Source organism: Streptomyces lonarensis (genome assembly GCF_012033735.1).
GTDB lineage: Bacteria > Actinomycetota > Actinomycetes > Streptomycetales > Streptomycetaceae > Streptomyces > Streptomyces lonarensis.
Genome location: NZ_JAAVJD010000058.1, coordinates 1 through 25,768 on the forward strand (window position 1 = coordinate 1; position 25,768 = coordinate 25,768).

26 protein-coding genes and 1 pseudogene are annotated in these 25,768 nt (G+C 73.4%); 11 read left to right on the top strand and 16 right to left on the bottom strand.

The features are described from left to right. Nucleotides 1–487: 487 nt before the first annotated feature. Nucleotides 488–1,174, bottom strand: coding sequence for a DNA-3-methyladenine glycosylase (locus HCN56_RS10190; RefSeq protein WP_167969494.1), 687 nt, complete (start codon nt 1,172–1,174; stop codon nt 488–490). Between the two features lie 235 nt (nt 1,175–1,409). On the opposite strand from HCN56_RS10190, the gene HCN56_RS10195 reads away from it, so the two are divergent. Together HCN56_RS10195 and HCN56_RS10200 are read left to right on the top strand one after the other, a co-directional pair. After that, nucleotides 1,410–1,946 (top strand): YbhB/YbcL family Raf kinase inhibitor-like protein, encoded by a 537-nt coding sequence (locus tag HCN56_RS10195; protein WP_167969496.1) that lies wholly within the window; start codon nt 1,410–1,412, stop codon nt 1,944–1,946. Between the two features lie 100 nt (nt 1,947–2,046). Beyond that, nucleotides 2,047–2,556: an HNH endonuclease gene (locus HCN56_RS10200; RefSeq protein ID WP_167969498.1), complete on the top strand. Its 510-nt coding sequence runs from the start codon at nt 2,047–2,049 to the stop codon at nt 2,554–2,556. Between the two features lie 87 nt (nt 2,557–2,643). Here the strand turns inward: HCN56_RS10200 and HCN56_RS10205 are convergent. From HCN56_RS10205 to HCN56_RS10215, 3 genes and pseudogenes are all read right to left on the bottom strand, one after another. Then, nucleotides 2,644–3,549 (bottom strand): annotated as a pseudogene (locus HCN56_RS10205) (SPFH domain-containing protein); the annotation flags it as partial. A 77-nt stretch (nt 3,550–3,626) separates the two neighbouring features. Further along, entirely contained in the window at nt 3,627–4,058 is a 432-nt protein-coding gene (locus HCN56_RS10210) for an NfeD family protein (protein ID WP_167969500.1), read from the bottom strand. A gap of 38 nt (nt 4,059–4,096) precedes the next feature. Further along, on the bottom strand, nt 4,097–4,888 hold the full coding sequence (locus tag HCN56_RS10215; protein ID WP_167969502.1) for an ABC transporter ATP-binding protein: 792 nt from the start codon (nt 4,886–4,888) through the stop codon (nt 4,097–4,099). 183 nt (nt 4,889–5,071) lie between these two features. Between HCN56_RS10215 and HCN56_RS10220 the strand changes: the two genes are divergently transcribed. Next, the gene (locus HCN56_RS10220; RefSeq protein ID WP_167969504.1) at nt 5,072–5,845 is read left to right on the top strand and encodes an Rv1486c family protein; all 774 of its coding nucleotides are present in this window, start codon (nt 5,072–5,074) and stop codon (nt 5,843–5,845) included. Nucleotides 5,846–5,941: 96 nt separating this feature from the next. On the opposite strand, the gene HCN56_RS10225 is transcribed toward HCN56_RS10220, so the two are convergent. The 4 genes from HCN56_RS10225 to HCN56_RS10240 form a co-directional block, all read right to left on the bottom strand. Beyond that, nucleotides 5,942–6,181: a chaplin gene (locus HCN56_RS10225; RefSeq protein ID WP_167969506.1), complete on the bottom strand. Its 240-nt coding sequence runs from the start codon at nt 6,179–6,181 to the stop codon at nt 5,942–5,944. 241 nt (nt 6,182–6,422) lie between these two features. Beyond that, nucleotides 6,423–6,692 carry a chaplin gene (locus HCN56_RS10230; protein WP_312871162.1) on the bottom strand — a complete coding sequence of 90 codons (270 nt, stop codon included), beginning with the start codon at nt 6,690–6,692 and terminating at the stop codon, nt 6,423–6,425. Between the two features lie 170 nt (nt 6,693–6,862). Then, the gene (locus HCN56_RS10235) at nt 6,863–7,501 is read right to left on the bottom strand and encodes a response regulator (protein ID WP_167969508.1); all 639 of its coding nucleotides are present in this window, start codon (nt 7,499–7,501) and stop codon (nt 6,863–6,865) included. Then, complete coding sequence (locus HCN56_RS10240; RefSeq protein ID WP_167969510.1) at nt 7,494–8,693, bottom strand: GAF domain-containing sensor histidine kinase; 1,200 nt, start codon at nt 8,691–8,693, stop codon at nt 7,494–7,496. The genes HCN56_RS10235 and HCN56_RS10240 overlap by 8 nt, the downstream gene beginning before the upstream one ends. 366 nt (nt 8,694–9,059) lie before the next feature. Here HCN56_RS10240 and HCN56_RS10245 point away from each other — a divergent pair, with 366 nt between their 5' ends. Next, complete coding sequence (locus tag HCN56_RS10245) at nt 9,060–9,497, top strand: aggregation-promoting factor C-terminal-like domain-containing protein (RefSeq protein ID WP_167969511.1); 438 nt, start codon at nt 9,060–9,062, stop codon at nt 9,495–9,497. Nucleotides 9,498–9,686: 189 nt separating this feature from the next. On the opposite strand, the gene HCN56_RS10250 is transcribed toward HCN56_RS10245, so the two are convergent. Beyond that, nucleotides 9,687–12,122 (bottom strand): FHA domain-containing protein, encoded by a 2,436-nt coding sequence (locus HCN56_RS10250; RefSeq protein WP_167969521.1) that lies wholly within the window; start codon nt 12,120–12,122, stop codon nt 9,687–9,689. A gap of 259 nt (nt 12,123–12,381) precedes the next feature. On the opposite strand from HCN56_RS10250, the gene serB reads away from it, so the two are divergent. After that, entirely contained in the window at nt 12,382–13,683 is a 1,302-nt protein-coding gene (serB, locus tag HCN56_RS10255) for a phosphoserine phosphatase SerB (protein ID WP_167969523.1), read from the top strand. Nucleotides 13,684–13,777: 94 nt separating this feature from the next. Here serB and HCN56_RS10260 read toward each other — a convergent pair whose 3' ends face one another. From HCN56_RS10260 to HCN56_RS10270, 4 genes are all read right to left on the bottom strand, one after another. Further along, nucleotides 13,778–14,296, bottom strand: coding sequence for a SixA phosphatase family protein (locus HCN56_RS10260; RefSeq protein WP_167969525.1), 519 nt, complete (start codon nt 14,294–14,296; stop codon nt 13,778–13,780). A gap of 58 nt (nt 14,297–14,354) precedes the next feature. Then, nucleotides 14,355–14,582: a hypothetical protein gene (locus HCN56_RS10265; RefSeq protein WP_167969528.1), complete on the bottom strand. Its 228-nt coding sequence runs from the start codon at nt 14,580–14,582 to the stop codon at nt 14,355–14,357. Nucleotides 14,583–14,783: 201 nt separating this feature from the next. After that, nucleotides 14,784–14,900: an SGM_5486 family transporter-associated protein gene (locus tag HCN56_RS26975; RefSeq protein WP_280923264.1), complete on the bottom strand. Its 117-nt coding sequence runs from the start codon at nt 14,898–14,900 to the stop codon at nt 14,784–14,786. 84 nt (nt 14,901–14,984) lie between these two features. Further along, the gene (locus tag HCN56_RS10270) at nt 14,985–16,187 is read right to left on the bottom strand and encodes a CynX/NimT family MFS transporter (protein ID WP_167969546.1); all 1,203 of its coding nucleotides are present in this window, start codon (nt 16,185–16,187) and stop codon (nt 14,985–14,987) included. Nucleotides 16,188–16,310: 123 nt separating this feature from the next. On the opposite strand from HCN56_RS10270, the gene HCN56_RS10275 reads away from it, so the two are divergent. Next, nucleotides 16,311–16,988 carry a FadR/GntR family transcriptional regulator gene (locus tag HCN56_RS10275; RefSeq protein ID WP_167969530.1) on the top strand — a complete coding sequence of 226 codons (678 nt, stop codon included), beginning with the start codon at nt 16,311–16,313 and terminating at the stop codon, nt 16,986–16,988. 124 nt (nt 16,989–17,112) lie between these two features. On the opposite strand, the gene fabI is transcribed toward HCN56_RS10275, so the two are convergent. Both fabI and fabG read right to left on the bottom strand, forming a co-directional pair. Beyond that, a complete protein-coding gene (fabI, locus tag HCN56_RS10280; protein ID WP_167969532.1) occupies nt 17,113–17,892 on the bottom strand; it encodes an enoyl-ACP reductase FabI in 780 nt (259 codons plus the stop codon). Between the two features lie 4 nt (nt 17,893–17,896). Then, entirely contained in the window at nt 17,897–18,616 is a 720-nt protein-coding gene (fabG, locus tag HCN56_RS10285) for a 3-oxoacyl-[acyl-carrier-protein] reductase (RefSeq protein ID WP_167969534.1), read from the bottom strand. 257 nt (nt 18,617–18,873) lie between these two features. Between fabG and HCN56_RS10290 the strand changes: the two genes are divergently transcribed. The 5 genes from HCN56_RS10290 to HCN56_RS10310 all read left to right on the top strand — a co-directional run bounded on the left by HCN56_RS10290 (nt 18,874) and on the right by HCN56_RS10310 (nt 24,433). Beyond that, nucleotides 18,874–20,397, top strand: a complete 1,524-nt coding sequence (locus tag HCN56_RS10290) for a TldD/PmbA family protein (protein WP_167969536.1) — start codon at nt 18,874–18,876, stop codon at nt 20,395–20,397. A gap of 91 nt (nt 20,398–20,488) precedes the next feature. Continuing rightward, complete coding sequence (locus tag HCN56_RS10295) at nt 20,489–21,907, top strand: metallopeptidase TldD-related protein (protein WP_167969538.1); 1,419 nt, start codon at nt 20,489–20,491, stop codon at nt 21,905–21,907. Nucleotides 21,908–21,989: 82 nt separating this feature from the next. Further along, nucleotides 21,990–23,408, top strand: coding sequence for a tyrosine--tRNA ligase (gene tyrS, locus HCN56_RS10300; RefSeq protein ID WP_167969540.1), 1,419 nt, complete (start codon nt 21,990–21,992; stop codon nt 23,406–23,408). A 133-nt stretch (nt 23,409–23,541) separates the two neighbouring features. Next, nucleotides 23,542–23,946 (top strand): DUF3099 domain-containing protein, encoded by a 405-nt coding sequence (locus HCN56_RS10305; RefSeq protein WP_167969542.1) that lies wholly within the window; start codon nt 23,542–23,544, stop codon nt 23,944–23,946. Nucleotides 23,947–24,178: 232 nt separating this feature from the next. Beyond that, nucleotides 24,179–24,433, top strand: coding sequence for a hypothetical protein (locus tag HCN56_RS10310; protein WP_167969544.1), 255 nt, complete (start codon nt 24,179–24,181; stop codon nt 24,431–24,433). 69 nt (nt 24,434–24,502) lie between these two features. Here the strand turns inward: HCN56_RS10310 and moaA are convergent, their stop codons facing one another. Continuing rightward, entirely contained in the window at nt 24,503–25,561 is a 1,059-nt protein-coding gene (moaA, locus tag HCN56_RS10315) for a GTP 3',8-cyclase MoaA (RefSeq protein WP_312871164.1), read from the bottom strand. Between the last annotated feature and the right edge of the window lie 207 nt (nt 25,562–25,768).

Genomic DNA, 25,768 nt, shown 5'->3' on the forward strand with positions numbered 1-25,768 from the left:
CAAAGGAACCTCGTCCACCAGCAGGAAACCTGCCGACCGGACGGGGTATCAACATATCTGGCGTTGACTTTTGGCACGCTGTTGAGTTCTCAAGGAACGGACGCTTCCTTCGGACTGCCTTTCAGCAGACCCTCCGGGCTTTTCCCTTCGGTCTTTCTTTGTGTCTCCGACTCTACCAGACTCACTTCCGTGATCCTGACCCCCGGTCGGCGGGGACAATCTCTCGGCCTTTCGGCCTTTCCTCCGGGTTTCCCCTTCGGCGTTGCCAACCTTAGCTGTCTTTCCGTTCAGCGCCTAATCGGCCCTGTTCGAACGATTCCCATGGGGAATGCAACGACGACGCAGCGAGTCCACCGGATATCCGGTGGTCTTTGTGTCTGGTTGGCTGCCGCTTCGCGTGATCCGGTCCGCGGGCCCTTGGGGCACTCGCGAGCGACCGGCATCTCCTCAGCGACTCGTTCCACATTACGGCCGGGTGTCCTCGGCGTCAAGTCCCTGCGGTGGTCCGGTTCCTGGGGCGGTGGGCGCGGTAGGGGCTCACGGTGCGGTCCCCCTCGATCCAGAACCGCCAGGGGTGCACCCCGCCGGGGCCGGAGACCCCGGTCCGCGGCCCGTTGCGGACGATCGCCGGGTCGGCCGGCGTCCCCGAACGCACGGACAGGGCGCCCGCCGGTTCGGCGCAGACATCGGTGCCGTCCAACGACCGGTCCACCCCGAGCGCGGTGGCGAGGCGCGCCGGCCCGCGGGCCAACTCGTGGTCCCGGCGAGCGCTCACTCGACGGGGCCGCGCCACCTCCGTGCCGTGCAGGACCTCCCCTGCGCGCAGCAGCACCCCGCCGGCCCGGCCCTCGGGGTGGCAGACAAGGTTCAAGCAGTGCCACATGCCGTAGGTGAAGTAGACGTAGGCGTGTCCCGGCGGGCCGAACATCACGCCGTTGCGTGCGGTGCGGCCGCGGTAGGCGTGCGAGCCCGGGTCGTCCGCGCCGTCGTACGCCTCGACCTCGGTGATCCGCAGCAGCACCGGACCGCCGGGCTCGTCGCGGACCAGGACCCTGCCCAGCAGGTCGGGAGCAACGGTGAGCACGGGGCGGTCGAAGAACGAACGGGTGAGCCGGTCACCGCCCGCGGTCGCGGCGGTGGGGCACCCCTTGGAGGAGGTCTCGGTCTCGGACATGCCCTCCAGTATCACCACATCCCGCGCCGCGACAGGGTGCGTCGCAACCGTGACGTGGCTAACCCCTGCGGGCTCCCGTCCCGCGCGCCCGGCCGGCACGTCGGCCCCCGCTCACCGGTAGCCGAAAACCGGTCCGCGGAAAGCGACTTACCGATGCCCGCGCCTCCGGGAGGTCGGCCGCCGTGATCATTACCCTGGCCGACGACCCACCGTTCGCCAGACAGAGGAGGCCACCATGACCGAGTCCCGCCGCCCGCTCCCCCACGCCTTCCACCCGCCCGTCGAGTCGTTCACCCTGATCAGCGACGACGTGCTCGACGGCATGGCGATCAAGGACGACCAGGTGAAGGCGAAGGGCGACACCTCACCGCACCTGCGCTGGGCCGGGGCGCCCGAGGGCACGAAGAGCTACGCGGTCACCTGCTTCGACCCCGACGCCCCGACCGGGAGCGGCTACTGGCACTGGTCCGCCTTCGACATCCCGGCGGGCGTCACCGAGCTGCAGCGCAACGCCGGCGCTCCCGGCCACGGCGGCATGCCCTCCGGCAGTGTGCAGGTGCGCAACGACGGCGGCAGCCACGGCTTCGAAGGCGCCGCGCCGCCCCCCGGCGACGGTGAGCACCGCTACGTGTTCACCGTCTACGCCGTCGACACCGAGCACCTCGGGCTGGACCGGGACGCGACCCCGGCCCAGGTCGGCTTCATGCTGCGCTTCCACGCCATCGGGCGCGCCCAGCTGATCGGGACCCACGAGGTGGCATCCCAGGGGTGAGCGGGCGAACTTCCCGCTAAATCCGTTGTCCCGACCCCTCCGCGTGGGCAGAGTGAAAACGTGCCCACCGCGGGTGGGTCGGGGACCGGAGGTGGGCGGGATGCGCAGGACGCTGGTGCTCAACGCGAGTTTCGAGCCGCTGTCGGCGGTGTCGCTGCACCGTGCGGTCGTGCTGGTGATGCAGCAGAAGGCCGTGGTGGAACAGGCGGACCCGTCACGACTGCTGCGGTCGGCCGGTGTGGCGGTGCCCGTGCCGAGGGTGGTGCGGCTGTGCCGGTACGTGAAGGTGCCGTACAAGCAGCGGGCGCCGTGGTCACGGCGCGGGGTGCTCGTCCGGGACGGTTTCCGCTGCGGCTACTGCGGGCGGCGGGCGAGCACCGTGGACCACATCGTCCCCCGGTCGCACGGCGGGGAGGACAGCTGGCTGAACACCGTGGCGGCCTGCGGTGAGGACAACCACCGGAAGGCGGACCGAACGCCGGCCCAGGCGGGGATGAGTCTGCTGGTCAAGCCCTTCGAGCCGACGCCGGGCGACGCGCTGCTGCTGGGGCTGGAGAGCCGGGACGGAGCGGCGCTTCCGGAGTGGCTGCGGCGCCCCGCGGTGGCCTGACCGCCGCCGCCCGCGCCGAACGGTCCCGTGCGTGCAGCCGGCCGGCTTGTCGAGCTTGGGCGGGGAGGTGTCGCGCCCCGGGGCGGGTGCCGCACCGCCCCCGTCGCCCCCGCCGTCGGGCGCGGCCAGCTTGCCCAGGCTGCCGCCGAGCCCCTTGAGCGCCTCGCCGATCTCGCTGGGCACGATCCACAGCTTGTTGGCGCTGCCCTCGGCGATCTTGGGAAGCATCTGGACGTACTGGTAGGAGAGCAGCTTCTGGTCGGCGTCGCCCGCGTGGATCGCCTCGAAGACGGTGCGGATGGCCTGGGCCTCACCCTCGGCCCGCAGGGCGGCGGCCTTGGCGTCACCCTCGGCGCGGAGGATCTCGGACTGCTTGGCACCCTCGGCCTGGAGGATCTCGGACTGCCGGACACCTTCGGCCTGGAGGATCGCGGCGCGCTTGTCGCGGTCCGCGCGCATCTGCTTCTCCATCGAGTCCTGGATGGAGGTGGGCGGCTCGATCGCCTTGAGCTCGACGCGGTTGACGCGGATGCCCCACTTGCCGGTGGCCTCGTCGAGGACGCCGCGCAGCGCCGCGTTGATCTCCTCGCGGGAGGTGAGGGTCCGTTCCAGGTCCATGCCGCCGATGATGTTGCGGAGGGTGGTGACCGTCAGCTGCTCGATCGCCTGGATGAAGTTCGAGACCTCGTAGGTCGCGGCCCGGGCGTCGGTGACCTGGTAGTAGATGACGGTGTCGATGTTCACGACCAGGTTGTCCTGGGTGATCACCGGCTGCGGGGGGAAGGGCACGACCTGCTCGCGGAGGTCGATGCGGTTGCGGATGGTGTCGATGAACGGCACCACGATGTTCAGGCCGGCGTTGAGCGTCCGGGTGTAGCGGCCGAACCGCTCCACGATGGCCGCGCTGGCCTGCTGGATGACCTGGATCGTCTTGATGAGTGCGATGAAGACCAGCACCACCAGGATGACCAGCACGATGATGACGGCGTCCATCGTGACTCCCCTTGTGACTGGAACTGAAAGGGCCGGTGGGCCACTTGAGTGTGACGGCGGCTACGTGAGGTGATCCATCACATCACGACGGCGGTTGCCCCGTCGATCTCCACGATGCTCACCTGGGCGCCCCGCTCGAAGATCTCGCCACCGTCCAGCGCACGGGCCGACCAGACCTCTCCCGCGAGTTTGACCTGCCCGCGGTGGGCGTCGACGCGCTCGACCACCACCGCGGAGCGCCCCTTGAGGGCGTCCACCCCGGTGCTCACCCCCGGCGGCTGTTCACGCGAGCGCCTGGCGATCGGGCGAACCACCAGGATCAGCGCGGTGGAGACGACGCAGAAGAGGACGACCTGCACCGCCAGGTTGTCGGTGAATGCCGAGGCCGCAGCCGCGGCGACGGCGCCGACCGAGAGCATGCCGAACTCCGGCATCGCGGTCAGCACGAGCGGGATCGCAAAGCCTCCGGCGGCGATCAGCCACCACACCCAGAAGTCCACAGCCCCCATGGTAGGGGTCGTAGCCGTCACACGACAGAGCGCGATCGTCAGCCGAGGGGCAGACCCTTGGCCGTGTAGCGGTCGCCCTGCTGCTCGACGACGAGCGGGAGGCCGAAGCAGCGCGACAGGTTGGCCGAAGTGAGTACCTCGCCGAGGGGTCCGGCGGCCAGAATTCCGCCCCGCTGGATCAGCAGCAGGTGGGTGAAGCCCGGCGGGATCTCCTCGACGTGGTGGGTGACCATGATCATCGACGGGGCGAACGGGTCCCGGGCAAGCCGGCCGAGGCGCCGCACGAGGTCCTCCCGGCCCCCGAGGTCGAGGCCGGCCGCCGGCTCGTCGAGGAGGAGCAGTTCGGGGTCGGTCATCATCGCGCGGGCGATCTGGGTCCGCTTGCGCTCGCCCTCGGAGAGCGTCCCGAAGGTGCGGTCGAGGTGGCCGCTCATGCCGAGGCGGTCCAGGAAGGCGCGGGCGCGCTGCTCGTCGACCTCGTCGTACTGCTCGCGCCAGCCGGCGGTGACGCCGTAGGCGGCGGTGAGGACGGTCTGCAGCACGGTCTGACTGCGCGGCAGGCGGGCGGCGAGCGCGCTGCCCGCGACACCGACGCGGGGCCGGAGCTCGAACACGTCGACCGCGCCGAGCTTCTCGCCCAGGATCTGGACGGTGCCGGTGGTCGGGAAGAGGTAGCTGGAGGCGACGTTCAGCAGGGTGGTCTTCCCCGCGCCGTTGGGGCCGAGGATCACCCAGCGCTCGCCCTCGGCGACCGACCAGGACACCTGGTCCACCAGAGCACGTCCGCCGCGGACCACGGATACGTCCACCAGCTCCAGTACATCGCTCATGCGCGCGATCTCTCCCAAGTGCAGTCGCCGTCGTGTCGCCGGGAACCGGCAGGGGGCGCGGGCCCCGGGTCCAAACTACGCCACCGGCCGACCGACCCACGCCCCAGGAGGCGGTTGACGTGCCGACAGAGGTGCCGCGCGGGCCGGCGCGGCCCCCTCCCGCGGGTTCGTAAGCTGTCGGGCATGCACGAGGAACCACGTTCCGGGCGGTTCGCCGCCTGGGGAAACGCGTTGCTGACCGGACGGGTCTCACCCGACGACGCCGCGATCGGCGTCGTCGGGCAGGACGCGGCCCACCGTATCGCGGGGCTGCCCGACGAGGACGGACCGGTCAGCCCGGCGGTCGCGCTGGCGCGACTGCGCGGCATGGGAGTGGCCGCGCTGCGGGTGGCGCTGCCCGTGCCCGGCGACCCGCTGGGGCTGTGCGGGCCGCCGGCGTTCAACGCGGCGGCGCTGGAGGCGGGCGAGGCGGTGCTGGCGCCGGAGGCCGGGATCGGGCTGCTGCCGGAGGTGGCGGACGGGCGCCGCGGGGCGGCGGTGCGGTGGCGGGTCGCGCCGGTCCGCTCGGACCTGCCGCCCGACGTGCCGTCGCTGGGCGAGGCCGAACGGGAGTTGACGGAGCTGCTGCGCGAGACGGCGGAGGGCGTCGCCCGGCTCGGCCTGCCGGAGGCCGGTCCGGTGGCGCGGGCCGAGGTGGACGCCTACCGGGCGCGGGCGGAGCGGGAGGCGGAGGGGCTGGCGCCGGGGTACCCGGCGCGGGCGGTGCGGGTCCTCGCGCTGGCCGGTCGCGTCCGGGCCCTGGTGGCGGTGGCCGGCGCACCCGGGGGTGACGGCTCGCTGAGCGCCGGTCAGGCCGCGATGCGGGCGGAGTTGATCCGGCCGGTCGAGCGGGCGGCCCGGCGGGCGCGGGTGGCCGCGTACAACGCGTACGCCGAGGAGGCGGCACGCCGGCGGTGAGCCCGCTGCGGGCAAGCGGGGCCGTCGGGGGGCGTCCGGCCGCTGACGGCGGTGCCCCGCCACGCCGGCAGATCGGCGGGCGGGGCGGGGGCGGCGTCAGTGGTTGATGCTGCCGTTGCCGAAGGCCGGGTTCAGCGCACCGATGACGGTGAGGGTGTTGCCCGTGATGTTGACGGGCACGTCCACCGGGATCTGGGCGACGTTGCCCGAGCCGACGCCGGGCGAGTTGACGGCCAGGGCCTCGGCCCCGGAGTCCGCGGCGGCGGAACCGGCGGCGGCACCGAGTGCGGCCCCCGCGGCGGCGACGACAAGGGCGGCCTTCTTGGTGCTGTGCATGTGACTTCCTCCTGAATGGCAATACGTGCGGCTCCGACTGCGGAGTCGCACGCTGAGTAACGCCCAGGCCGAAGCCCGGACACGGGGCGGCGCGGCGATACCCCCGATCGGGTCATTCGACCGGCGAGTGGGAACGACGCCGGCCCCCGCTCCCGAAAGGGGGCGGGGGCCGGGCCGGCGCGCCCCGAAGGGCGCTCCGGCGCAGGTCAGAGCCTTGAGGGGCCCTACCGGCTCAGCGCATTCACCACTTCTTGTGGTAGTGGTGGGTGCTGCTGTCGTTGATGCAGGTGTTGCCGAAGGTCGGGTTCAGCAGGCCCACCACGTTGACGGTGTTGCCGCAGACGTTGATCGGCACGTGAACGGGGACCTGCACGGCGTTGCCGGAGAGGACGCCGGGCGAGTTGGCGGCCAGCGCCTCGGCACCGGCGTTCGCGGAGGCGACACCGGCACCGGCGGCGAGGATGCCACCGGCCACGGCGGTGACCGTGACGGCCTTCTTCAGGTTCTTCACGAGATGACCCTTCTCGATACGTGCGGCCAGCTGCCGCAGCACGCACTGGTCAACGCCGAACCGCTCGCCGGGATACGCCCGGCGCGCCAGGAGCACCCCTGGGGATGAATCGTGTGCTCCGCGCGCCACGGCGCGGCGGCGCGCCGCGGGCGGCCTGACCGGCGCACCGGTCAGCCGGTGATACCGTGCCGCACCGCCCAGAGCGCTGCCTGGGTCCGGTCGGTGAGGTCGAGCTTCATCAGGATGTTGGAGACGTGGGTCTTCACCGTCTTCTCCGACAGCACCAGGGCCCGGGCGATGTCGCGGTTGGAGCGGCCGCGCGCGATCAGCGAGAGCACCTCCCGCTCCCGGTCGGTGAGGGTCCCCTGCCGCCCCGACCCCGTGCCGTCCGCGGCGAGGAGGGCGCGCACCACCTCCGGCTGGAGGACGGTGTGCCCGGAGTGGACGGACCGGATGGCGCGCGCGAGGGCGAGCGGATCGACGTCCTTGTGGACGTAGCCCGCGGCGCCGGCACGCAGCGCCGGGACCACCGAGCGCTGCTCGGTGAAGCTGGTGACGACCAGGACCCGCGCGGGGCTCTGCTGCTCGTCGAGGGCGCGCAGCGCCTCCACGCCGTCGGTGCCGGGCATCTTGAGGTCCATGAGGACGACGTCGGGGCGCAGCTCGGCGGTGCGGGCGACGCCCTCGGCGCCGTCGGCGGCCTCGCCGACGACCTCGATTCCTTCCTGGACCTCCAGGAAGGTGCGCAGCCCGCGCCGCACGACCTGGTGGTCGTCCACGATCAGCACGCGGATCGGCTCCTCAGCCACCGGGTACCTCCATTTCGACGACGGTGCCCCGGCCGGGGGCGGATTCGACGGTCAGCCGGCCGCCGACGCCGGTGGCGCGCTCCCGCATGGAGACCAGCCCGAGGTGCCGGCCGGCCGCGCGGACGGCGGCGGGGTCGAAGCCTGCGCCGTCATCGCTGACGCGGAGGACGGTGGCGGTGCCCCGTCGGGTGAGGGCGACCTCGACGGCGGTGGGGGCGGCGTGGCGCAGCGCGTTGTGGAGTGCTTCCTGCGCCACACGGAGCAGCGCCTCCTCCTGGGCGGCGGGCAGGGCGCGCGGCGGGTCGCCGCGGAAGGTGGTGCGGGCGGGGTGGGCCCGGTCGAGTACGTGGACCTGGGCGGCGAGGGTGGCGTGCAGGCCGTCCTCGTCGAGGGCGGCGGGGCGGAGTTCGACCACGGCGGCGCGCAGTTCCTCGGCGGCGTCGGCGGCGAGGTGGGTGACCTGGGCCAGTTCCGCGCGTGCCCGCTCGGGGTCGCGGTCGATGAGGGTGGCCGCGGCCTGCGCGGTGAGGCGCAGTGAGAAGAGTTTCTGTGCCACGGCATCGTGGAGTTCGTGCGCTATGCGGGCGCGCTCCTCGGCGATGGTGAGTTCGCGGCCGCGCTCGAAGAGCCGGGCGTTGGTGAGGGCGATGGCCGCGTGCTCGGCGAGGAGGCGGACCAGTTCCTCGTCCTGGGCGGTGAACTGCGCGGTGTACCGGTCGGGCGCCGCGCTGTCGGGCGCCGCGCCGTCGGAGGCTCTGCCCTCCGGGCCCGGGGCCTTGTCCGCCAGAAAGAGCGCTCCGAGGACCTCGTCGCCGCTGACGATCCGCATGCCGAGGAACGCGCCGAGGGTGGGGTGGGCGTCGGGCCAGCCCTCGAAGCGCGGGTCGTCGCGGACGTCGGCGAGGCGGACCGGTGCCTGTTCGCGCAGCATCGCGGCGAGGAGTCCGTGCTGGCGCGGCAGCGGGCCGATCGCCCGCCACTGCTCGTCGGTGACGCCCTCGACCAGGAACTGGGCGAAGCCGCCGTTGCCGTCGGGGACGCCGAGCGCGCCGTAGCGGGCGCCGAGGAGGTCGCGGGCGGAGCGGAGGATCGTCTGGAGGACGTCGCGCACCTCCAGGGTGCGGTTCATCGCCAGCAGGGCGGCGCTCACGGCGGCGAGGCCGGTGGGGTGCGCCGGCGGTGGGGTGCCCATGGGAGCACGGTACCCGGGGCGGTGGTCGCGGGACGGGGGCACGGGGCGGGTCCGGACGGGTGGTGACCGTGCGCTGCCGGCGGGCGGCGGAGCGCAGCGGGCGGCGGGTCCCGGCATGAGGTGGGCCACAGGTCGAAGGTCCCGCCACGACGCGGGGTAGGAGGCGGCGGGTCCCGCCGGGACCGTGCGTGGGGCGGGCGGCGGCGGTGCGGGCCGGGTGGCGGGGGCCGTGGGGCGGGCGGCCCGGGCTGCTAACCGGGGTCGCAGGAGGGGCGATTGCCCGGTCCGGGCGGGTCTGCCAACGATGGTGGTCGTCCGTTCCCGTCACTCCGGCGGGTCCCCGCAAGAGACCGAGGTAGTCGACCGATGGCTGTCAGCACCACTCCGCGTCCCCGCACCTCCCGCGCCCCCCGGCTGGTCGCGGCCGCCCTGGCCGCGTCCGCGCTGGGCGGCCTCGGTGTGGTGGGGATGCCCGGGCAGGCGCACGGCGCGACGGCGGCGCCGGCCGTGGCGTCGTCGGACAGCAAGGACATCGCGCGCGAGGTGATCGACGACGACGCGCAGTTCGCGTGCTTCTCCAACATCGTGGAGCGCGAGAGCTCGTGGGACCACACGGCGACCAACGCCGCCAGCGGCGCGTACGGGCTGGTGCAGTCGCTGCCGGGCGACAAGATGGCCTCCGAGGGCGCCGACTGGCGCACCAACCCCGAGACGCAGATCCGCTGGGGCGTGGACTACATGGACGAGCGCTACGGCAGCCCGTGCGCGGCCTGGTCGTTCTGGCAGGCCAACCACTGGTACTGAGTCTCGCGTCCGACCTGGCGGGACGGAGGCCGGCCTCCGTCCCGTGGTGTCGCCCACCCGCCGTCGGGCGGGTGGGCGCAGGAGGGGACACGGCGACGGCGGCGGCACCCGGGTGTCCGGGGCCGCCGCCGTCGCCGTGCAATCGCCGTGTCCGGGCCGTGCGGCCCGGGGCGAGTGGTGTGTCCGCCGTCAGTCGCGCATGACCTCGGGCTCGTGGCGGCGCAGGAACTTCATCACCAGGAAGCCGCAGATGACGCCGAGGACGATCAGCATGCTGACGTCGAGCAGCCAGACGGCGGCCTCGTGGTCCCACAGCCGGTCGGGGTCGCCGGACTGGCGGGCGCCGGTGAGGGTGTTGAGGTCGGCGGTGGCGCCGGCGCCGGCGAGGCCCCAGCGGGAGGGCATCAGCCAGGCGAGCTGCTCGACGCCGAGGTTGCCGTGCACCTCGAAGAGGGCCCCGGTGAAGACCAGCTGGACGACGGAGATCATCACCAGCAGCGGCATGGTCATCTCGGAGGTGCGGACCAGCGAGGAGATGACCAGGCCGATCATCATCGAGGTGAAGCCGAGGGTGACGATGACGATGGTCATCTCGACGGCGGGTGAGCCGAACAGCACCGCTTCGGCCGGCATCTCGCGGGGGGCGAAGCCGATGAGGCAGAGGATGATCCCCTGGACGGCCGTGACCATGCCGAGGACGACGACCTTGGACATCAGGTAGGCCGAGCGGGAGAGTCCGACCGCGCGTTCGCGTTCGTAGATCACCCGTTCCTTGATGAGTTCCCTGACGGCGTTGGCCGATCCGGCGAAGCACATGCCGATGACCAGCACCAGCAGGACGATGGAGGCCTGGCCGTTGGTCTGGGCCCGGTCCATCGGCCCGTACCCGAGGCCGTGGGCGGCGGGGATGACGACGCTGACCAGGCCGAGGATGATCGGCAGCGCGAGGGTGAGGCCGAGGAAGCCGCGGTCGGCGGCGATGACGGCCAGGTAGCGCCGCATCAGCGTCCAGACCTGGGAGCCCCAGCTCTGGGCCTGCTGCTGGCGGGCGGGCATCGGCGGGACGTGGGCGGTCTGCGGCTGCACGGCGTCGAGGTCGGCGGCGTAGCGCTGGTAGTGCTCGGAACCGCGCCAGCGGTTCATCCAGTCGTAGTCGCGATAGTTCTCGAACGCCGAGAAGACGTCGGCCCAGTTGTCGTAGCCGAAGAAGTTGAGGGCCTCGTCCGGCGGTCCGAAGTAGGCGACGCCGCCGCCGGGCGCCATGACCAGCACGCGGTCGCAGAGGCCGAGCTCGGCGACGGAGTGGGTGACGACCAGGACGGTGCGGCCGTCGTCGGCCATGCCGCGCAGCAGCTGCATGACGTCGCGGTCCATGCCGGGGTCGAGTCCGGAGGTGGGCTCGTCCAGGAAGATCAGCGAGGGCTTGGTGAGCAGTTCCAGCGCGACGGAGACGCGCTTGCGCTGGCCGCCGGAGAGCGCGTTGATCCGCTTGGTGGCGTGGATGTCGAGCTTGAGCTCGGCGAGGACCTCCTCGACGCGGGCGTTGCGCTCGGCTTCCCCGACGTCGCCGGGGAAGCGGAGTTCGGCGGCGAGGCGGAGCGCCTGCCGGATGGGCAGCGCGGTGTGGAGGATGTCGTCCTGCGGGACGAGTCCGATGCGGTGCCGCAGCTCGGCGAAGTGCGTGTAGAGGTTGCGGTGGTCGTACAGCACCTCGCCCTCGGTGGCCGGCCGGTACCCGGTGAGCGCACGCAGCAGGGTCGACTTGCCGGAGCCGGAGGGCCCGATGACGCCGACCAGCGACTTCTCCGGAACGCCGAACGACACGTCGTTGAGGATGGTCAGCTTGTCGTTGTTGACCTTGACGGTGAGGTGGCGGGCGGAGAAGGACACCTCACCGGTGTCGACGAACTCCTGGAGCTGGTTGCCGATGAGCCGGAACGTGGAGTGGCCGATGCCGACGGTGTCGTTCTGGCTGAGGACCTGCCGGCCGTTCTTCTGCATCGGCTGGCCGTTGACGTAGGTGCCGTTGTGGCTCCCCAGGTCGCGCAGCTCGAAGCGCCCGTCGGGTGTGGCGCTGAACTCGGCGTGGTAGCGGGAGACCTGCAGGTCGGAGACGACCAGCTCGTTCTCCAGGGCGCGCCCTATGCGGGTGACCCGGCCCACGGTGAGCTCGTGGAAGGTGGTGGCGCTGCGGCCCCCGAGGTCGGGGGCTCCGCCGCCCGCCCCGGTGGCGCCGCTCCCGCCGGGGGTGTGCACCGGCATGGCCGCGGTGACGCCCGCGGCGGCGTACGCCTGCTGGTGCGCCTCCGGCGGGGCTTGCTGCGGCACCGGGGCGTCGCCGGTGAAGGTCAGCCGCGGGCCGTCGCTGACGTTGCCCAGGTTGATGACGGTGCCCGGCCCCAGCGGGAACTCGCGTACGCGCTGCCCCTGCGCGTACGTCCCGTTGGTGCTGCCGTGGTCCTCCACCACCCAGCCCTGGCCGCCCCACCGCACGGTCGCGTGCCGCCAGGACACGCGGGTGTCCTGGAGCACCAGGTCGCCCTGGGGGTCGCGGCCGATCGTGTAGGACCGGGTCGGGTCCAGCGTCCAGCTCTGTCCGTTCAGTTCCAGTGAGAGTTCCGGCACTCCACGCCCCACATAGTTGTCCCCCGAGCGGTCCGCGTGCGGAACGTTGGGAAGGCGAACATCGTGCGCCGACTATCCCAGGCGCCGACCCCGATCGGTTAATCGGCCCCGGGGAAGTCACGGAGCTGGTGCACAGTGGCGTCCGGGCCGTGACACTCGCCGCGCGGGCGGCCCGCGGCGGCGGCGCGCGGCGGGTGCGGCGTCCGGGGGACGGACGGCGGGGCGGCCGCCCGGGCCAGCGGCTACCGTGGGACGCACCATGATCTCAGCCGCGCACACCACGCCGTCACAGGCTCCGGGGACGGCCCCGGCGGCCGTCGCCGACACGCCCACCCTGCTGGTCAAGATCTTCGGGAAGGACCGCCCGGGTCTCACCGCAGGTCTGCTGGAGACGCTGGCCGCCTTCGCCGCCGACGTGGTCGACCTGGAACAGGTGGTGACCCGGGGTCGCATCACGTTGTGCGCGCTGGTCACCACGCCCGCGCACGGCCAGGAGTCGGAGGGCGAGCTGCGCGCGACCGTGCACGGCTGGGCGGAGGCCATGCAGTTGCAGGCCGAGATCATCTCCGGGGTGGGCGACAACCGGCCCCGGGCCGCCGGCCGCTCGCACGTGACGGTGCTGGGCCACCCGCTGTCGGCCGAGGCGACGTCGGTGATAGCGGCCAGGATCGCCGGGGCGGGCGGGAACATCGACCGCATCCGCCGGCTGGCGAAGTACCCGGTGACGGCCGTCGAGTTCGACGTGTCCGGCGTCGACAGCGGGCTGCTGCGGACCGAGCTAGCGCCGCAGGCGGCGCAGCGCGGGGTCGACATCGCCGTCGTGGCCGCGGGGCTGCAGCGGCGGGCGCGGCGGCTGGTGGTGATGGACGTGGACTCCACGCTGATCCAGGACGAGGTCATCGAGCTGTTCGCGGCGCACGCCGGGTGCGAGCAGCAGGTCGCGGAGGTCACCGAGGCGGCGATGCGCGGTGAGCTGGATTTCGAGCAGTCGCTGCACGCCCGGGTGGCGCTGCTGGCGGGGCTGGAGGAGTCCGTGGTGGAGAAGGTCCGCGCAGAGGTCCGGCTGACGCCGGGCGCGCGGACCCTGGTGCGGACGCTGAAGCGGCTCGGTTTCCAGGTGGGTGTGGTCTCCGGCGGGTTCACCCAGGTGACGGACGCGCTGCGCGAGGAGCTGGGCCTGGACTTCGCCTCTGCCAATACCCTGGAGGTGGTGGACGGCCGGTTCACCGGCCGGGTGACGGGCGGGGTTGTGGACCGGGCGGGCAAGGCGACCCTGCTGCGGCGCTTCGCGGCGGAGGCGGGGGTGCCGCTGTCGCAGACGGTGGCGATCGGTGACGGCGCCAACGACCTGGACATGCTGAACGCCGCGGGGCTGGGTGTGGCGTTCAACGCCAAGCCGCTGGTGCGGACGGCGGCGGACACGGCGGTGAACGTGCCGTTCCTGGACACGGTGCTGTACCTGCTGGGGATCTCCCGGGAGGAGGTCGAGGCCGCTGACGCCGAGGCCGACGCCCCGCTGCCGGCGGAGCAGCCGCTGGACGGGACACCGTCCGGCGTGTGACGGCTCGGCCCTCGTGCCGGGAACGCGTCGCGCCCCGCCCACCGCAGCTGCGGTGGGCGGGGCGCGATGCGTTCAGGGAGCGCGGATGGATGGCTCAGGGTTCGCGCGGCGACCAGTAGTGGGTGAGGGTGGCGCTGCCGGGCTCGGCGCCGCTCCAGCCGCCGTCCAGGGTGAGGACGGCGAGGGCGGCGGGCGGGAAGCCGCCGGCGAGGCCGGCCCGGGCCCGCGGGTCGCCGCCGCCGGCGAGGATGTCGGCGGTGGCGTGGACGGCCGGGTTGTGGCCGATGAGGAGTACGTCGCGGGCTTCGTCCTCCACCTGGTTCACCAGCGCGATGAGCTCCCCGGGGCTCGCCTCGTAGACGCGGTCCTCGTAGCGGGTGGGAGGCCGGTGCGGCAGCTCCGGAGCGAGGAGCTTCCAGGTCTCGCGGGTGCGGGTGGCGGTCGAGCACAGGACCAGGTCGGGCAGGATGCCCTGGTCGGCGAGCCACCGGCCGGCGGCGGGGGCCTCGCGGCGGCCGCGGTCGGCGAGGGGGCGTTCGTGGTCGGGGACCTCGGGCCAGTCGGCCTTGGCGTGGCGGAGCAGGACGAGCCGCCGCGGGGTGTCGGTGGTCATGGTGCCAGCGTCGCACGGAACGGCGCCGGCGGGCCCGTTCGGCGGGCGGGCGCCGGTGTCAGAGGTGCAGCAGCGCCCGGTGGACGCGTTCGAGGAGCTCGGCGACGGGCTGGGACTGGTCCCGGCCGGGGCCGTCCGCGGCCGCGCCGGCGGTGGCGGTCGGCAGCAGGAGGAGGACGGCGAACGCGACGGCGGGGAGCAGCAGCGCCCACCAGGGCACGCGGGTCTGGGCGGTGGACCGCGGGGACGGGCCGGCGTGCCGCAGGGGGTGGGTGGGGGCCGACATGGGCGCTCTCCGTCCGCTTCGACGTGACGCGGCGGGTGCCCGGCGGCGGGGCCGGGGGCCGTGTCCCGGGGGCGTTCCCGGTCTGTACGACGACGCTACGGAACCGGTGGTCGGTGGGCCATCGGGTGACCCACCCAGTCGCCCCTGAACCTGTCCCCCTAGGGGTGGTGGGGACAGCCCCACCACCGTTGCCGCGGCGGGTCAGGGGGAGGCGACGGTGGCGATCACGGAGATGACGACCGCGATGAGCGCCATGGCCCCGAGGATCTTCAGCAGGCCGTTCTGGCCGCTGGGCGGGTTGGGTTCGAGTACCGGCATGGCGCCAGTCTCGCACGCTGCCCGTGCCCGCCGGCCGCCCGGCCCGCGCCCGGTGCGGGGGCGCGGGGGCGGAGCCGCGGCGGGTCAGCCGCCGTCCTCGACGACGCGGTCGCGGCCGGCGACGATGCCGACGGCGACCTGTGCGACGGCGAGGACGGTCATGAACATCAGCGGGGCGTACCAGCCGCCCGTCGAGCCGTAGAGGACGCCGACGAGCAGCGGGCCCGGGATGCAGAGCAGGTAGCCGGTGCTCTGGACGAACGCCGAGAGCTGGGAGACCCCGGTCCCGGTGCGGGCGCGGAGCCCGATGAGGGTGAGGACGACGGGGAAGGCGCAGTTGGCGATGCCGAGCAGCAGTGCCCAGGCCCACGCGCCGGCGGCGGGTGCGGTCATCAGCCCGATGTAGCTGACGACACCGCAGAGCCCGAGGACGGTGATGAGCGGGCCCTGGTGGGAGAAGCGGGTGGCGAGCTTGGGCAGGACGAAGGCGAGGGGCACGCCCATGCCCATGGCGACGGCGACCAGGGTGCCGGCGGTGGTGGCGGAGAGGCCGGCGTCCCGGTAGATCTGCGGCATCCAGCCCATCGTCACGTAGGCGCCGGTGGACTGGAGGCCGAAGAACACGGCCAGCGCCCAGGCGGTGGGCGACCGGGTGATGCGGACGGGCGGCCCGTCGGCGGGGGTGGTGGCGGCGGCCGGGCCGCCGGGCGCGGCACGGCCGCGGAGCACGACGGCGATCCAGCAGATCACGGCCATCGCGCCGGGGACGGCCCAGATGGCGAGGCCGGTGCGCCAACCGCCCCCGATGGCGTCGGTGAGGGGGACGGTCAGCGCGGCGGCGCCCGAGGTGCCGAGCGCGAGGCCGGTGGAGTAGAGGCCGGTCATGGTGCCGACGCGGTCGGGGAAGAACCGCTTGACGATGACGGGCATCAGCACGTTGCTGACGGCGATGCCGGCGAGCGCGAGGGCGCTGGTGAGCAGGAAGACGCCGGTACCGCCGGCCAGCGGCCGGAGCGCCACGCCGACGGTGATGGCGGCCATGCCGGCCACCAGGACGGCGACCGGTCCCCAGCGGCGGGAGAGCCGCGGGGTGAGGGCGCCGAAGACCGCGAAGCACAGCGCCGGGGCCGAGGTGAGCAGCCCGGCGACGGTGGGGCTCATGGCGAGGGCGTCGCGGACCTCCTCCAGCAGGGGGCCGAGGCCGGAGATCGCCGGGCGGAGGTTGAAGGCGGCCAGCACGAGACCGACGGCGACCAGCAGCGCCATCCGCGGTGACATGGCGGTCATCGTGTCATCGCGCGGCTTCGTCTCGCGGGATGCTGTCCGCACGGTGTCGCCGTCATACCTGTCTGCCATGGTGGCATCATAGAATCATTGGATGTGTCCGGCCAAACGGCTCCCGGGAGAACCATGCCTCTGTCCTCACCTCGTCGTTCCGCCCTCGCGGACCAGGTGATCGTCGAACTGCGCCGGCAGATCACCTCGGGCGAATGGCCGGTCGGCTCCCGCATCCCCACCGAACCCGAGCTGGTCGAGCAGCTGGGAGTGGCCCGCAACACCGTGCGCGAGGCGATCCGTGCCCTGGCGCACAACGGGCTGCTGGACATCCGGCAGGGGTCGGGGACCTACGTGCTGGCCACCAGCGAACTGGCCGGCGTGATGCACCGCCGGTTCGCCGACGCGGACCCCCGGCACGTCGCCGAACTGCGCTCCACCCTGGAGGCGTCCGCCGCCCGGCACGCCGCCCACCGGCGCACCGAGGCCGAGGTCACCCACCTCCAGGCGCTGCTGGCCCGCCGCGAGGACGCCTGGGCGGGGGGCGACGTGGACGCCTTCGTGGAGGCCGACGCCACCTTCCACATGGCCGTGGTCAAGGCCTCCCACAACGAGGTGCTGACCGCGCTCTACGCCGACCTCGGCGCCGTGCTGCGGGCGTTCCTCCGCCACGACGTGGGCGACGAACTCCGCCCGGAGGACCACCTGGACCACGCCCGGCTGGTGGCGGCGATCCGCGACGGCGACGCGGAGGCCGCGGCCACCGAGGCCGGGTCCTACGCCCACACCTGCCGGGGCGTCGCGGCGGACTGACCGCCGGGCACCGAGCGGGTGCCGCACGCGGCCGGGGCCGGGACGCCACAGGAGTGACGTCCCGGCCCCGGCCGGTACCTCGTTCGGGCGGTCCCGGCGCACCGGGACCGCGCAGCACCCGGTGTCAGGCGCCCATCATGTGCACGCCGCCGTCCACGTGGACGATCTCGCCCGTGGTCTTGGGGAACCAGTCGGACATCAGCGCCACGACGCCGCGGGCCGCGGGCTCCGGGTCCGCGAGGTCCCAGCCGATCGGCGCGCGGGTGTTCCACACGTCCGCCAACTCCTCGAACCCGGGGATGGACTTGGCGGCCATCGACTTGATCGGGCCGGCCGAGACCAGGTTGACCCGGATGTCGCGGGAGCCGAGGTCGCGGGCGAGGTAGCGGGAGGTCGACTCCAGCGCCGCCTTCGCCACGCCCATCCAGTCGTACTTGGGCCACGCCACCTGGGCGTCGAAGTCCATCCCGACCACCGAGCCGCCGCGCTTCTCCAGCAGCGGCAGCACCGCCATGGTCAGCGACTTGAGCGAGTACGCGGAGACCTCCACCGCGGTGGCGACCGAGTCCCAGCCGGTGTTGAGGAAGTTGCCGCCCAGCGCGTCCTGCGGCGCGAAGCCGATGGAGTGCACCACGCCGTCGAGGGAGGCGTCGTCACCGAAGTGCGCGCTCACTGCGTCGGCGAGGCCGTCCAGGTGCTCCTGGTTCTGCACGTCCAGCTCGATCACCGGCGCCTCCTTGGGGAGCCGCTTGGCGATGCGCTGCACCAGGGAGAGGCGGCCGAAGCCGGTGAGCACGACCTCCGCGCCCTCCTCCTGCGCCAGGCGCGCGACGTGGAAGGCGATCGAAGCGTCGGTCAGCACCCCGGTGACGAGGATGCGCTTGCCGGCGAGAAGTCCACTCATGGTTTCAGTGACCCATGCCCAATCCGCCGTCAACGGGGATGACGGCACCAGTGATGTATGCGGCGTCGTCGGACGCCAGGAAGCGGACGGTGGCGGCGATCTCCTCCGGCGCGGCGTAGCGCGCGAGCGGGATCTGCTTGACGATGGCGCCGCGCTGCTCGTCGCTGAGGGCGCGCGTCATGTCGGTGTCCACGAAGCCGGGGGCGATCACGTTGCAGGTGATCGACCGCGAGCCCAGCTCGCGGGAGACGGACCGGGCGAAGCCGACCAGACCGGCCTTGGAGGCCGCGTAGTTGGCCTGCCCCGCGGCGCCCAGCAGGCCCACGACGGAGGAGATCAGCACGATCCGGCCGCTGCGGGCGCGCAGCATGCCGCGGGAGGCCCGCTTCACGACGCGGAAGGTACCGGTCAGGTTGGTCTCGACGACCGTCGCGAAGTCCTCCTCGGACATCCGCAGCAGAAGTTGGTCGCGGGTGACGCCGGCGTTGGCGACCAGGACCTGGACCGCGCCCTGCTTCTCCTCGATCTCCTTGTACGCCTGCTCCACCTGCTCCGGGTCGGTGATGTCGCACCGCACCGCCAGGCAGCCGAGGTCGGCGAGTTCGGCCGGCGGCTCACCGGAACGGTAGGTGTAGGCGACCTTGTCGCCGGCTTCGGCGAGCGACCGGGCGATGGCCAGGCCGATCCCGCGGTTCCCTCCGGTGACCAGTACCGAGCGGCTCAAGGGACCACCCTTTCTCCGAGTCGTAGTGCGAGGCTCCACGCTAGCCGCCGGCCCGGGGGGCCGGGGACGCCGTCCGCCACAGCCGCGCCCGGCGCACCCTGTCGGGTTCCTACAGCGTGCGACCGCGCGGCGCCCCGTGTCGGAACGCGCCGGACCCTGGTCATGCGGCCGGTGGGGCGGCATGATCGTCCCCGGTGCGCGGCACCGGCGACAGGCCGCCGCACGCCCCTCCCGCCGGCCGAGACCCTGGAGCTGCCGTGCCACCCACCATCGACGCGTCGTTCCTCGCGCTCCCCCTGCGGGCGCTCGCCGACGCGGCCCTCGCCCGGGCCCGGGCGCTCGGCGCCGACCACGCCGACTTCCGTTTCGAGCGGGTCCGCAGCGCCCGGCTGAACCTCCGCGACGCGCGGCTGTCGGGCAGCGACGACACCACCGACACCGGGTACGCGGTGCGCGTGCTGCACGGCGGCTCCTGGGGGTTCGCCTCCGGGATCGAATTGACCATGGACGCGGCGGCACGCGTCGCGGGCAGCGCCGTGGCCATGGCGAAGCTGGCGGCCACCGTGCGCGGCCGGGCGGGCGGGGCCCCGGTCGAGCTGGCCGCGGAGCCCTCCCACGGCGAGCGCACCTGGGTCTCCTCCTACGAGGTCAACCCGTTCGACGTCCCGGTGGCGGAGCAGGCGGAGCTGCTCGGCGACTGGTCGTCACGGCTGCTCGCCGCACCGGGGGTCAGCCATGTCGACGCCCGGCTGTGGACGGTCCAGGAGAACAAGTTCTACGCCGACACCGCCGGCACGGTCACCACCCAGCAGCGGGTGCGGGTCCTGCCCGACCTGACCGCCACCGCGATCGACGGGCGCACCGGCGCCTTCGACCGGATGCAGACCCTCGCCCCGCCCACCGGACGGGGGTTCGAGTACCTGACCGGCGACACCTGGGACTGGGACGGCGAACTGGCCGCCCTCCCGGAGCTGCTGGCCGAGAAGATGGCCGCACCCACCGTGGAGCCGGGTGCGTACGACCTGGTGATCGACCCCAGCAACCTCTGGCTGACCATCCACGAGTCGATCGGCCACGCCACCGAACTCGACCGGGCGCTGGGCTACGAGTCGGCGCTGGCGGGGACCAGCTTCGCCACCGTCGACCAGCTCGGCTCCCTCGTCTACGGCTCCCCCGCGATGCATGTCACCGGCGACCGGACGGTGGAACACGGCCTGGCGACCACCGGCTTCGACGACGAGGGGGTCGCGACCGGCGAGTGGGACCTGATCCGCGACGGTGTACTGGTCGGCTACCAGACCGACCGGGCGATGGCCGCCGCGCAGGGAATGGGACGCTCCACCGGCTGCGCCTTCGCCGACTCCCCCTCCCACGTGCCGGTGCAGCGGATGGCCAACGTCTCGCTGCGCCCCGCGGCCGACGGGCCGGACACCGAGGAGCTGATCTCCCGGGTGGAGCGCGGCATCCACGTGGTCGGCAACAACTCGTGGTCGATCGACATGCAGCGCTACAACTTCCAGTTCACCGCCCAGCGCTTCTTCCGCATCGAGAACGGGCGGCTCGCGGGGCAGGTGCGCGACGTCGCCTACCAGGCGACCACCACCGACTTCTGGCGGTCGATGGAGGCGGTCGGCGGTCCGCAGACCTACGTGCTGGGCGGCTCGTTCATGTGCGGCAAGGCACAGCCGGGCCAGATCGCGGCCGTCTCGCACGGCTGCCCCTCGGCGCTGTTCCGCGGCGTCCGCATCCTCAACACCGCGCACGAGGCGGACGCCTCGTGACCGGCCTCGACGGGGGGCGCCCCGCCCGCCGGACGACGGGGCACGACGGCGGCAGTCGGCAGCGAGCGAGCAGGACGGAACGGTGACGGGCATGACAGGTGCGACGGGCAGGGCCACGGTACGGCCGCACGAGATGGTGGAGCGCGCGCTGGAACTCTCCGGCGCGGACGAGACCGCGGTGATCGTGGAGGAGAACTCCTCGGTCAACCTCCGGTGGGCCGGCAACGCGCTGACCACCAACGGAACCACCCGCGGCCGGCAGGTCACGGTGGTCGCGTCGGTGGACGGCGCCACCGGTACCGCCGCCGGGGTGGTCTCCCGCTCCGGGGCGACCCCCGCGGAGCTGGCGGAGCTGGTGGCCGCGGCGGAGCGGGCCGCCCGGGCGGCCGGCCCGGTGGAGGACGCGCAGCCGCTGGTCGGACCGGGGGCGAGCGGCGGCGAGTTCGAGGCGCCGGCGGACGCCACCTCGCCGTCGGTGCTCGACGGGTTCGCCGAGGGACTGGGTGAGGCGTTCGGCGCCGCGCGCGGCGGCGGCCGGGAGCTGTTCGGCTTCGCCTCGCACACCGTGGCCTCCACCTACCTGGGGACCTCCGCGGGCGCCAGGCTGCGGTACGACCGCCCGGAGGGGACCGCGGAGCTGAACGCGAAGTCGCCCGACCGCCTGCGGTCGGCCTGGGCGAACCGCGCCACCGACGACTTCCGCGATGTGGACGTCCTGGCGATGGACGGCGAGCTGGCCCGGCGGCTGGCGTGGGCGGAGCGCTCCGTGGAGCTGCCCGCCGGCCGGTACGAGACGGTGCTGCCGCCGGTGGCCGTGGCCGACCTGCTGATCTACCTCCACTGGATGGCCGATGTCCGCGACGCCGCCGAGGGCCGCACCGTCTTCAGCGCCCCGGGCGGCGGCACCCGCATCGGGGAGCGGCTGACCCGGCTGCCGATGCGGCTGTACAGCGACCCGGCCGAGCCCGGCCTGGAGGTGGAGCCGTTCGTGGTGGCCCACTCCACCGGCGGCGCGGTCGGCTCGGGCCAGTCGGTGTTCGACAACGGGGCGCCGCTGGAGCGGACCGAGTGGATCAGCGACGGCACGCTGCGGGCGCTGCCCGGCAGCCGGCACGCCGCCGGGCTCACCGGACTGCCGTCCGCGCTCCGCCCGGACAACCTGATCCTGGACGCCGGCTCATCGGCGACCACCGAGGAGCTGGTCGCCGGGACGGAACGCGGCCTGCTGCTGACCTGCCTGTGGTACATCCGCGAGGTGGACCCGCGGAACCTGCTCATGACCGGGCTGACGCGCGACGGCGTGTACCTGGTGGAGAACGGTGAGATCACCGGCGCGGTCAACAACTTCCGCTTCAACGAGTCGCCGCTGGGGGTGCTGGGCCGCGCGACGGGGGCGGGCCGCACCGAGCGGTGCCTCTCCCGGGAGTGGGGCGACTGGTTCGGCCGCTCGTCGATGCCGGCGTTGCGGGTGCCGGAGTTCCACATGAGCTCCGTGAGCCCCGGGGTCTGACCGGCCGGTCGGCGGGCGGGTACGGGTCGGCGGCGTAGAATCGCGGCCGACCCGTACCCGTACCCGACCGTCAGGACCGCAAGTGACACGCCTCGGCGAATCCGTAGCTCGCGCCGGCACTCTGCTGGCGCAGGACCTCTCCTCCGACTCCGTCGTCGAGGAGCTGCTCCGGGAGACCTCGGCGCGCCGCTATCTGGACCTGAGCGACCTGGAACCGGCCGAGCAGGCGGCGCTGATCGCCGCCCGCGCGGTCGACGTCCTGCCGTCGGTCGAGAGCCTGACCGAGCGCATCGCCGCTTCCCGGGAATCCGGCGGTCTGCACGTGAAGCTCGGCATCGACCCCACGGCGCACGAGGTGCACCTCGGCCACACCGTGCCGATGATCCAGCTCAGCCGCTTCCAGCGGATGGGCCACCGGGTGACGCTGATCATCGGGGACATCACCGCCAAGATCGGCGACCCCTCGGGGCGTTCGGCCGAGCGGCCGCCGCTGACCGACGAGGACATCGCGCGCAACCTGTCGGGCTACCGCGAGCAGGTGCGGCCGTTCTTCAACTTCGAGCAGGTCACGGTGCGCCACAACAGCGAGTGGCTGGCCGGGGTGGCTCTGCCGCGACTCATCGGCGTGCTGGCCCAGGTCCCGGCCTCCGCGCTGCTGCAGCGGGAGGACTTCCGCAACCGGCTGGAGGCGGGCCACGGGCTGACGATGTCGGAGCTGATCTACCCGGTGGCGATGGCGATCGACTCCGCCGAGATCGACGCCGACATCGAGCTCGGCGGCGTCGACCAGCTGCTGAACATGCAGATGGGCCGCCGGGTCATGGAGATCTACGGGCTCAGGCCCCAGCTGGTCGCCACCAACCCTCTCATCGAGGGGACCGACGGGTCCGGCGCCAAGATGTCGAAGTCGCTGGGGAACGCGGTCTCCCTCTCCGCCCCGCCCGAGGACGTCTTCGGGAAGATCATGTCGATCCCGGACCGGCTGATGGAGCCGTACCTCCGGGCCTGGACGGAGTGGACCGACCCGGAGATCGCCGCCGTGCTGGCCCGCGTCGCGGACCGCTCGGTGCACCCGATGGACCTCAAGCGGGTCCTCGCCGGCGAGATGGTGACCGCGCTGCACGGTCTCGACGCCGCGATGGCGGCGCGCGCCGGGTTCGCGGCGCAGTTCTCGCGCAAGAGCTTCACCGAGGTCGAGGCACTGCCCGAGGTCGACCTCGCCGAGCACGGTGCCGACGGTGTGGCGGCGGTGCTGACGAAGGTGCTGGAGTTCACACCCAGCGCCTCGGCGGCTCGCCGGCTGGCCAAGCAGAACGCGCTGCGCCTGGTCGTCGAGGACGTCGACGCCGGCCAGCGGGCCGTGGTGCTGGCCGAGTCGGACGCGCTGCGCCCCTTGGGGGAGCTGGTCACCGAGCATCTCGGCGGGGCCTCGCCCGAGGGCGTCTACCTCAAGGCCGGCCGCAAGCTGGCCCGACTGCGCGGAGCCCGGCCCGGGCAGTGACTCCGGCCCGGGGTGCCGCCGCACGGCGGGGGCGCCCCGGCCGGCACGCCCCCGCCGTCGGACGGGGCGCCTCCGGGAGTACCGTGTGAATCCGGGCGGGGCCCGTGTTCCCGGACGAATCGGATGGTGGACCATGGCGCGGTGGCGACGCGGCGGCAGCAGTGAACCCGAGGTGTACCGCATCAGCGGCGCGCGGACGAGCCTGACCGAGGACGTCAGAGCGCGCCAGCGGCGCTACACGATCGCGATGCTGGTGCGCACCGCGTCGGTGCTGCTGACGGTGGCGCTGTGGGACGTCAGCCGTCCCCTCGCCTTCGTCACCCTGGCACTGGGCACGCTGCTCCCCTACGTGGCCGTGATCGTGGCCAACGCGGGCCGGGAGAACGCGGCCCCCCTCCCCCGGACCACTCTGGCCGGGCCGCAGCGCGCGGCGCTCCCCGCAGCCGGCGACGTCGGCCTCGGCCCCGCCGGGCAGGGCCCCGAGGCCGGTGGCGAGCGGAGCGACGGGTACCGGAACACCGCAACCGACGGCCGGTGAATTCGCAGAGCAATCTCTGCGATCGGCTGCGCTGTCAACCTGGTCACATGTCATACTGCAGGAGCGCTCCGCATCCCCCGTCGGAGCGACAGACCGACGCCGGGCGGCTCCCCCCGTGGCTGCCCGGCGTCGCTGTGCGTCCGGGCACGCGCCGGTGCGGCGCTCTTCCGGGCCGCCCCGCGCGGCCGTCGGGACCGTCCCGGTTTTGCCCCCGCAACGCCCGCCGTGTTGGATGGGCCGCGTGAACGACACGGTCATCTGTTCGGCCAAGGGCTGCCGTGCGCCCGCCCGGTGGGTCCTGGCCTGGAACAATCCCAAGCTCCACACGCCCGACCGCCGCAAGACGTGGCTCGCCTGCGACGAGCACCGCGAGTCGCTCTCGGCGTTCCTCGGCGCGCGCAGCTTCCTCAGGGAGGTCGTGGCGCTGGCCGACTGGGACGGCGGCGACGCGGGCCGGTCTCCGGGGCAGTCCCCGGGCCCCGGCTGACGCCTCCGCTCCCCGGCCGACGCCGCCGGGCGTGCGCCGGCGGGCGTGCGCCGGCGGGCCCCGGTGGGCTCAGCCGCCGATGGCGGACATCGGCCGGGGCGGCTGGAGGAAAGCGGGGTCGTCGATCCCGGAACCGGCCTTCTTGCCCCACATCGCCGCCCGCCACAGCTCGGCGACGCGCTCGTCACCCGCCGCCTCCGCCTCCGCGGCGGGCTGCGCGCCCTCGCCATCCGTAGCCACCCGGCCGTCGGCGTCGCCGGCCTCCGCCCGCAGCGCGCCGCGCAGGTCGGTCTCCTCGCGGGCGAAGAGGCAGTTGCGGACCTGGCCGTCCGCCGTGAGCCGGGTGCGGTCGCAGGCGCCGCAGAACGGGCGGGTGACCGAACCGATCACCCCGACGCGGTGCGGGCCCCCGTCCACCAGCCAGCGTTCCGCCGGGGCCGCGCCGCGCTCGCCGTCGGGCTCGGGGGTGAGGGTCCAGCGGCTGCGCAGCGAGGTGAGGATCTTCTCGGCGGTGACCATCTCGCGGCGGGTCCAGCCGTGCTGGGCGTCCAGCGGCATCTGCTCGATGAACCGCAGTTCGTAGCCGTGCTCCATCGCCCAGGCGAGCAGGTCGGGCGCCTGGTCGTCGTTGATGCCGCGCATCAGCACGCTGTTGACCTTGACCGGGGTGAGTCCGGCGTCGTGGGCCGCGGCGAGGCCGCGCAGCACGTCGCCGTGGCGGCGCCGCCGGGTGAGCCGGTGGAAGGTCTCCGGGTCCACGGTGTCGAGGCTGACGTTGACGCGGTCCAGCCCGGCGTCGCGCAGCGCGGGGGCGACCTTCTCCAGGCCGATGCCGTTGGTGGTGAGGGAGAGTTCGGGGCGCGGGTCGAGCGCGGCGCACCGCGCGACGATGGAGACCAGGCCGGGGCGGAGCAGCGGCTCGCCGCCGGTGAACCGGACCTCCCGCACCCCGAGGCGGGTGACGGCGATGCGGACCAGGCGCACGATCTCGTCGTCGGTGAGGAGGGTGGACTTCTTGAGCCAGTCCAGGCCCTCCTCCGGCATGCAGTAGGTGCAGCGGAGGTTACAGCGGTCGGTGAGGGAGACCCGGAGGTCGGTCGCCGTCCGGCCGTAGGTGTCGAGCAGCACGGCTCCTCCTCGTCTCTCTCGTCGCGGCCTGCCGCCGCCGGTGATGCGGTGCGGGTGGTGACGGGCGCGGTGTCCCTTGTGTCCACCCGCTACGTCGCAGCGTACGTGAGTCCTCGGACATCACGCGCCGTGCCGCCGCGCGGCGGGCGGGGCGGCTGTGGGGGCCGCGGCCGGGGCGCCGGAGGAAGGCGACCTCACGCTCCCCGA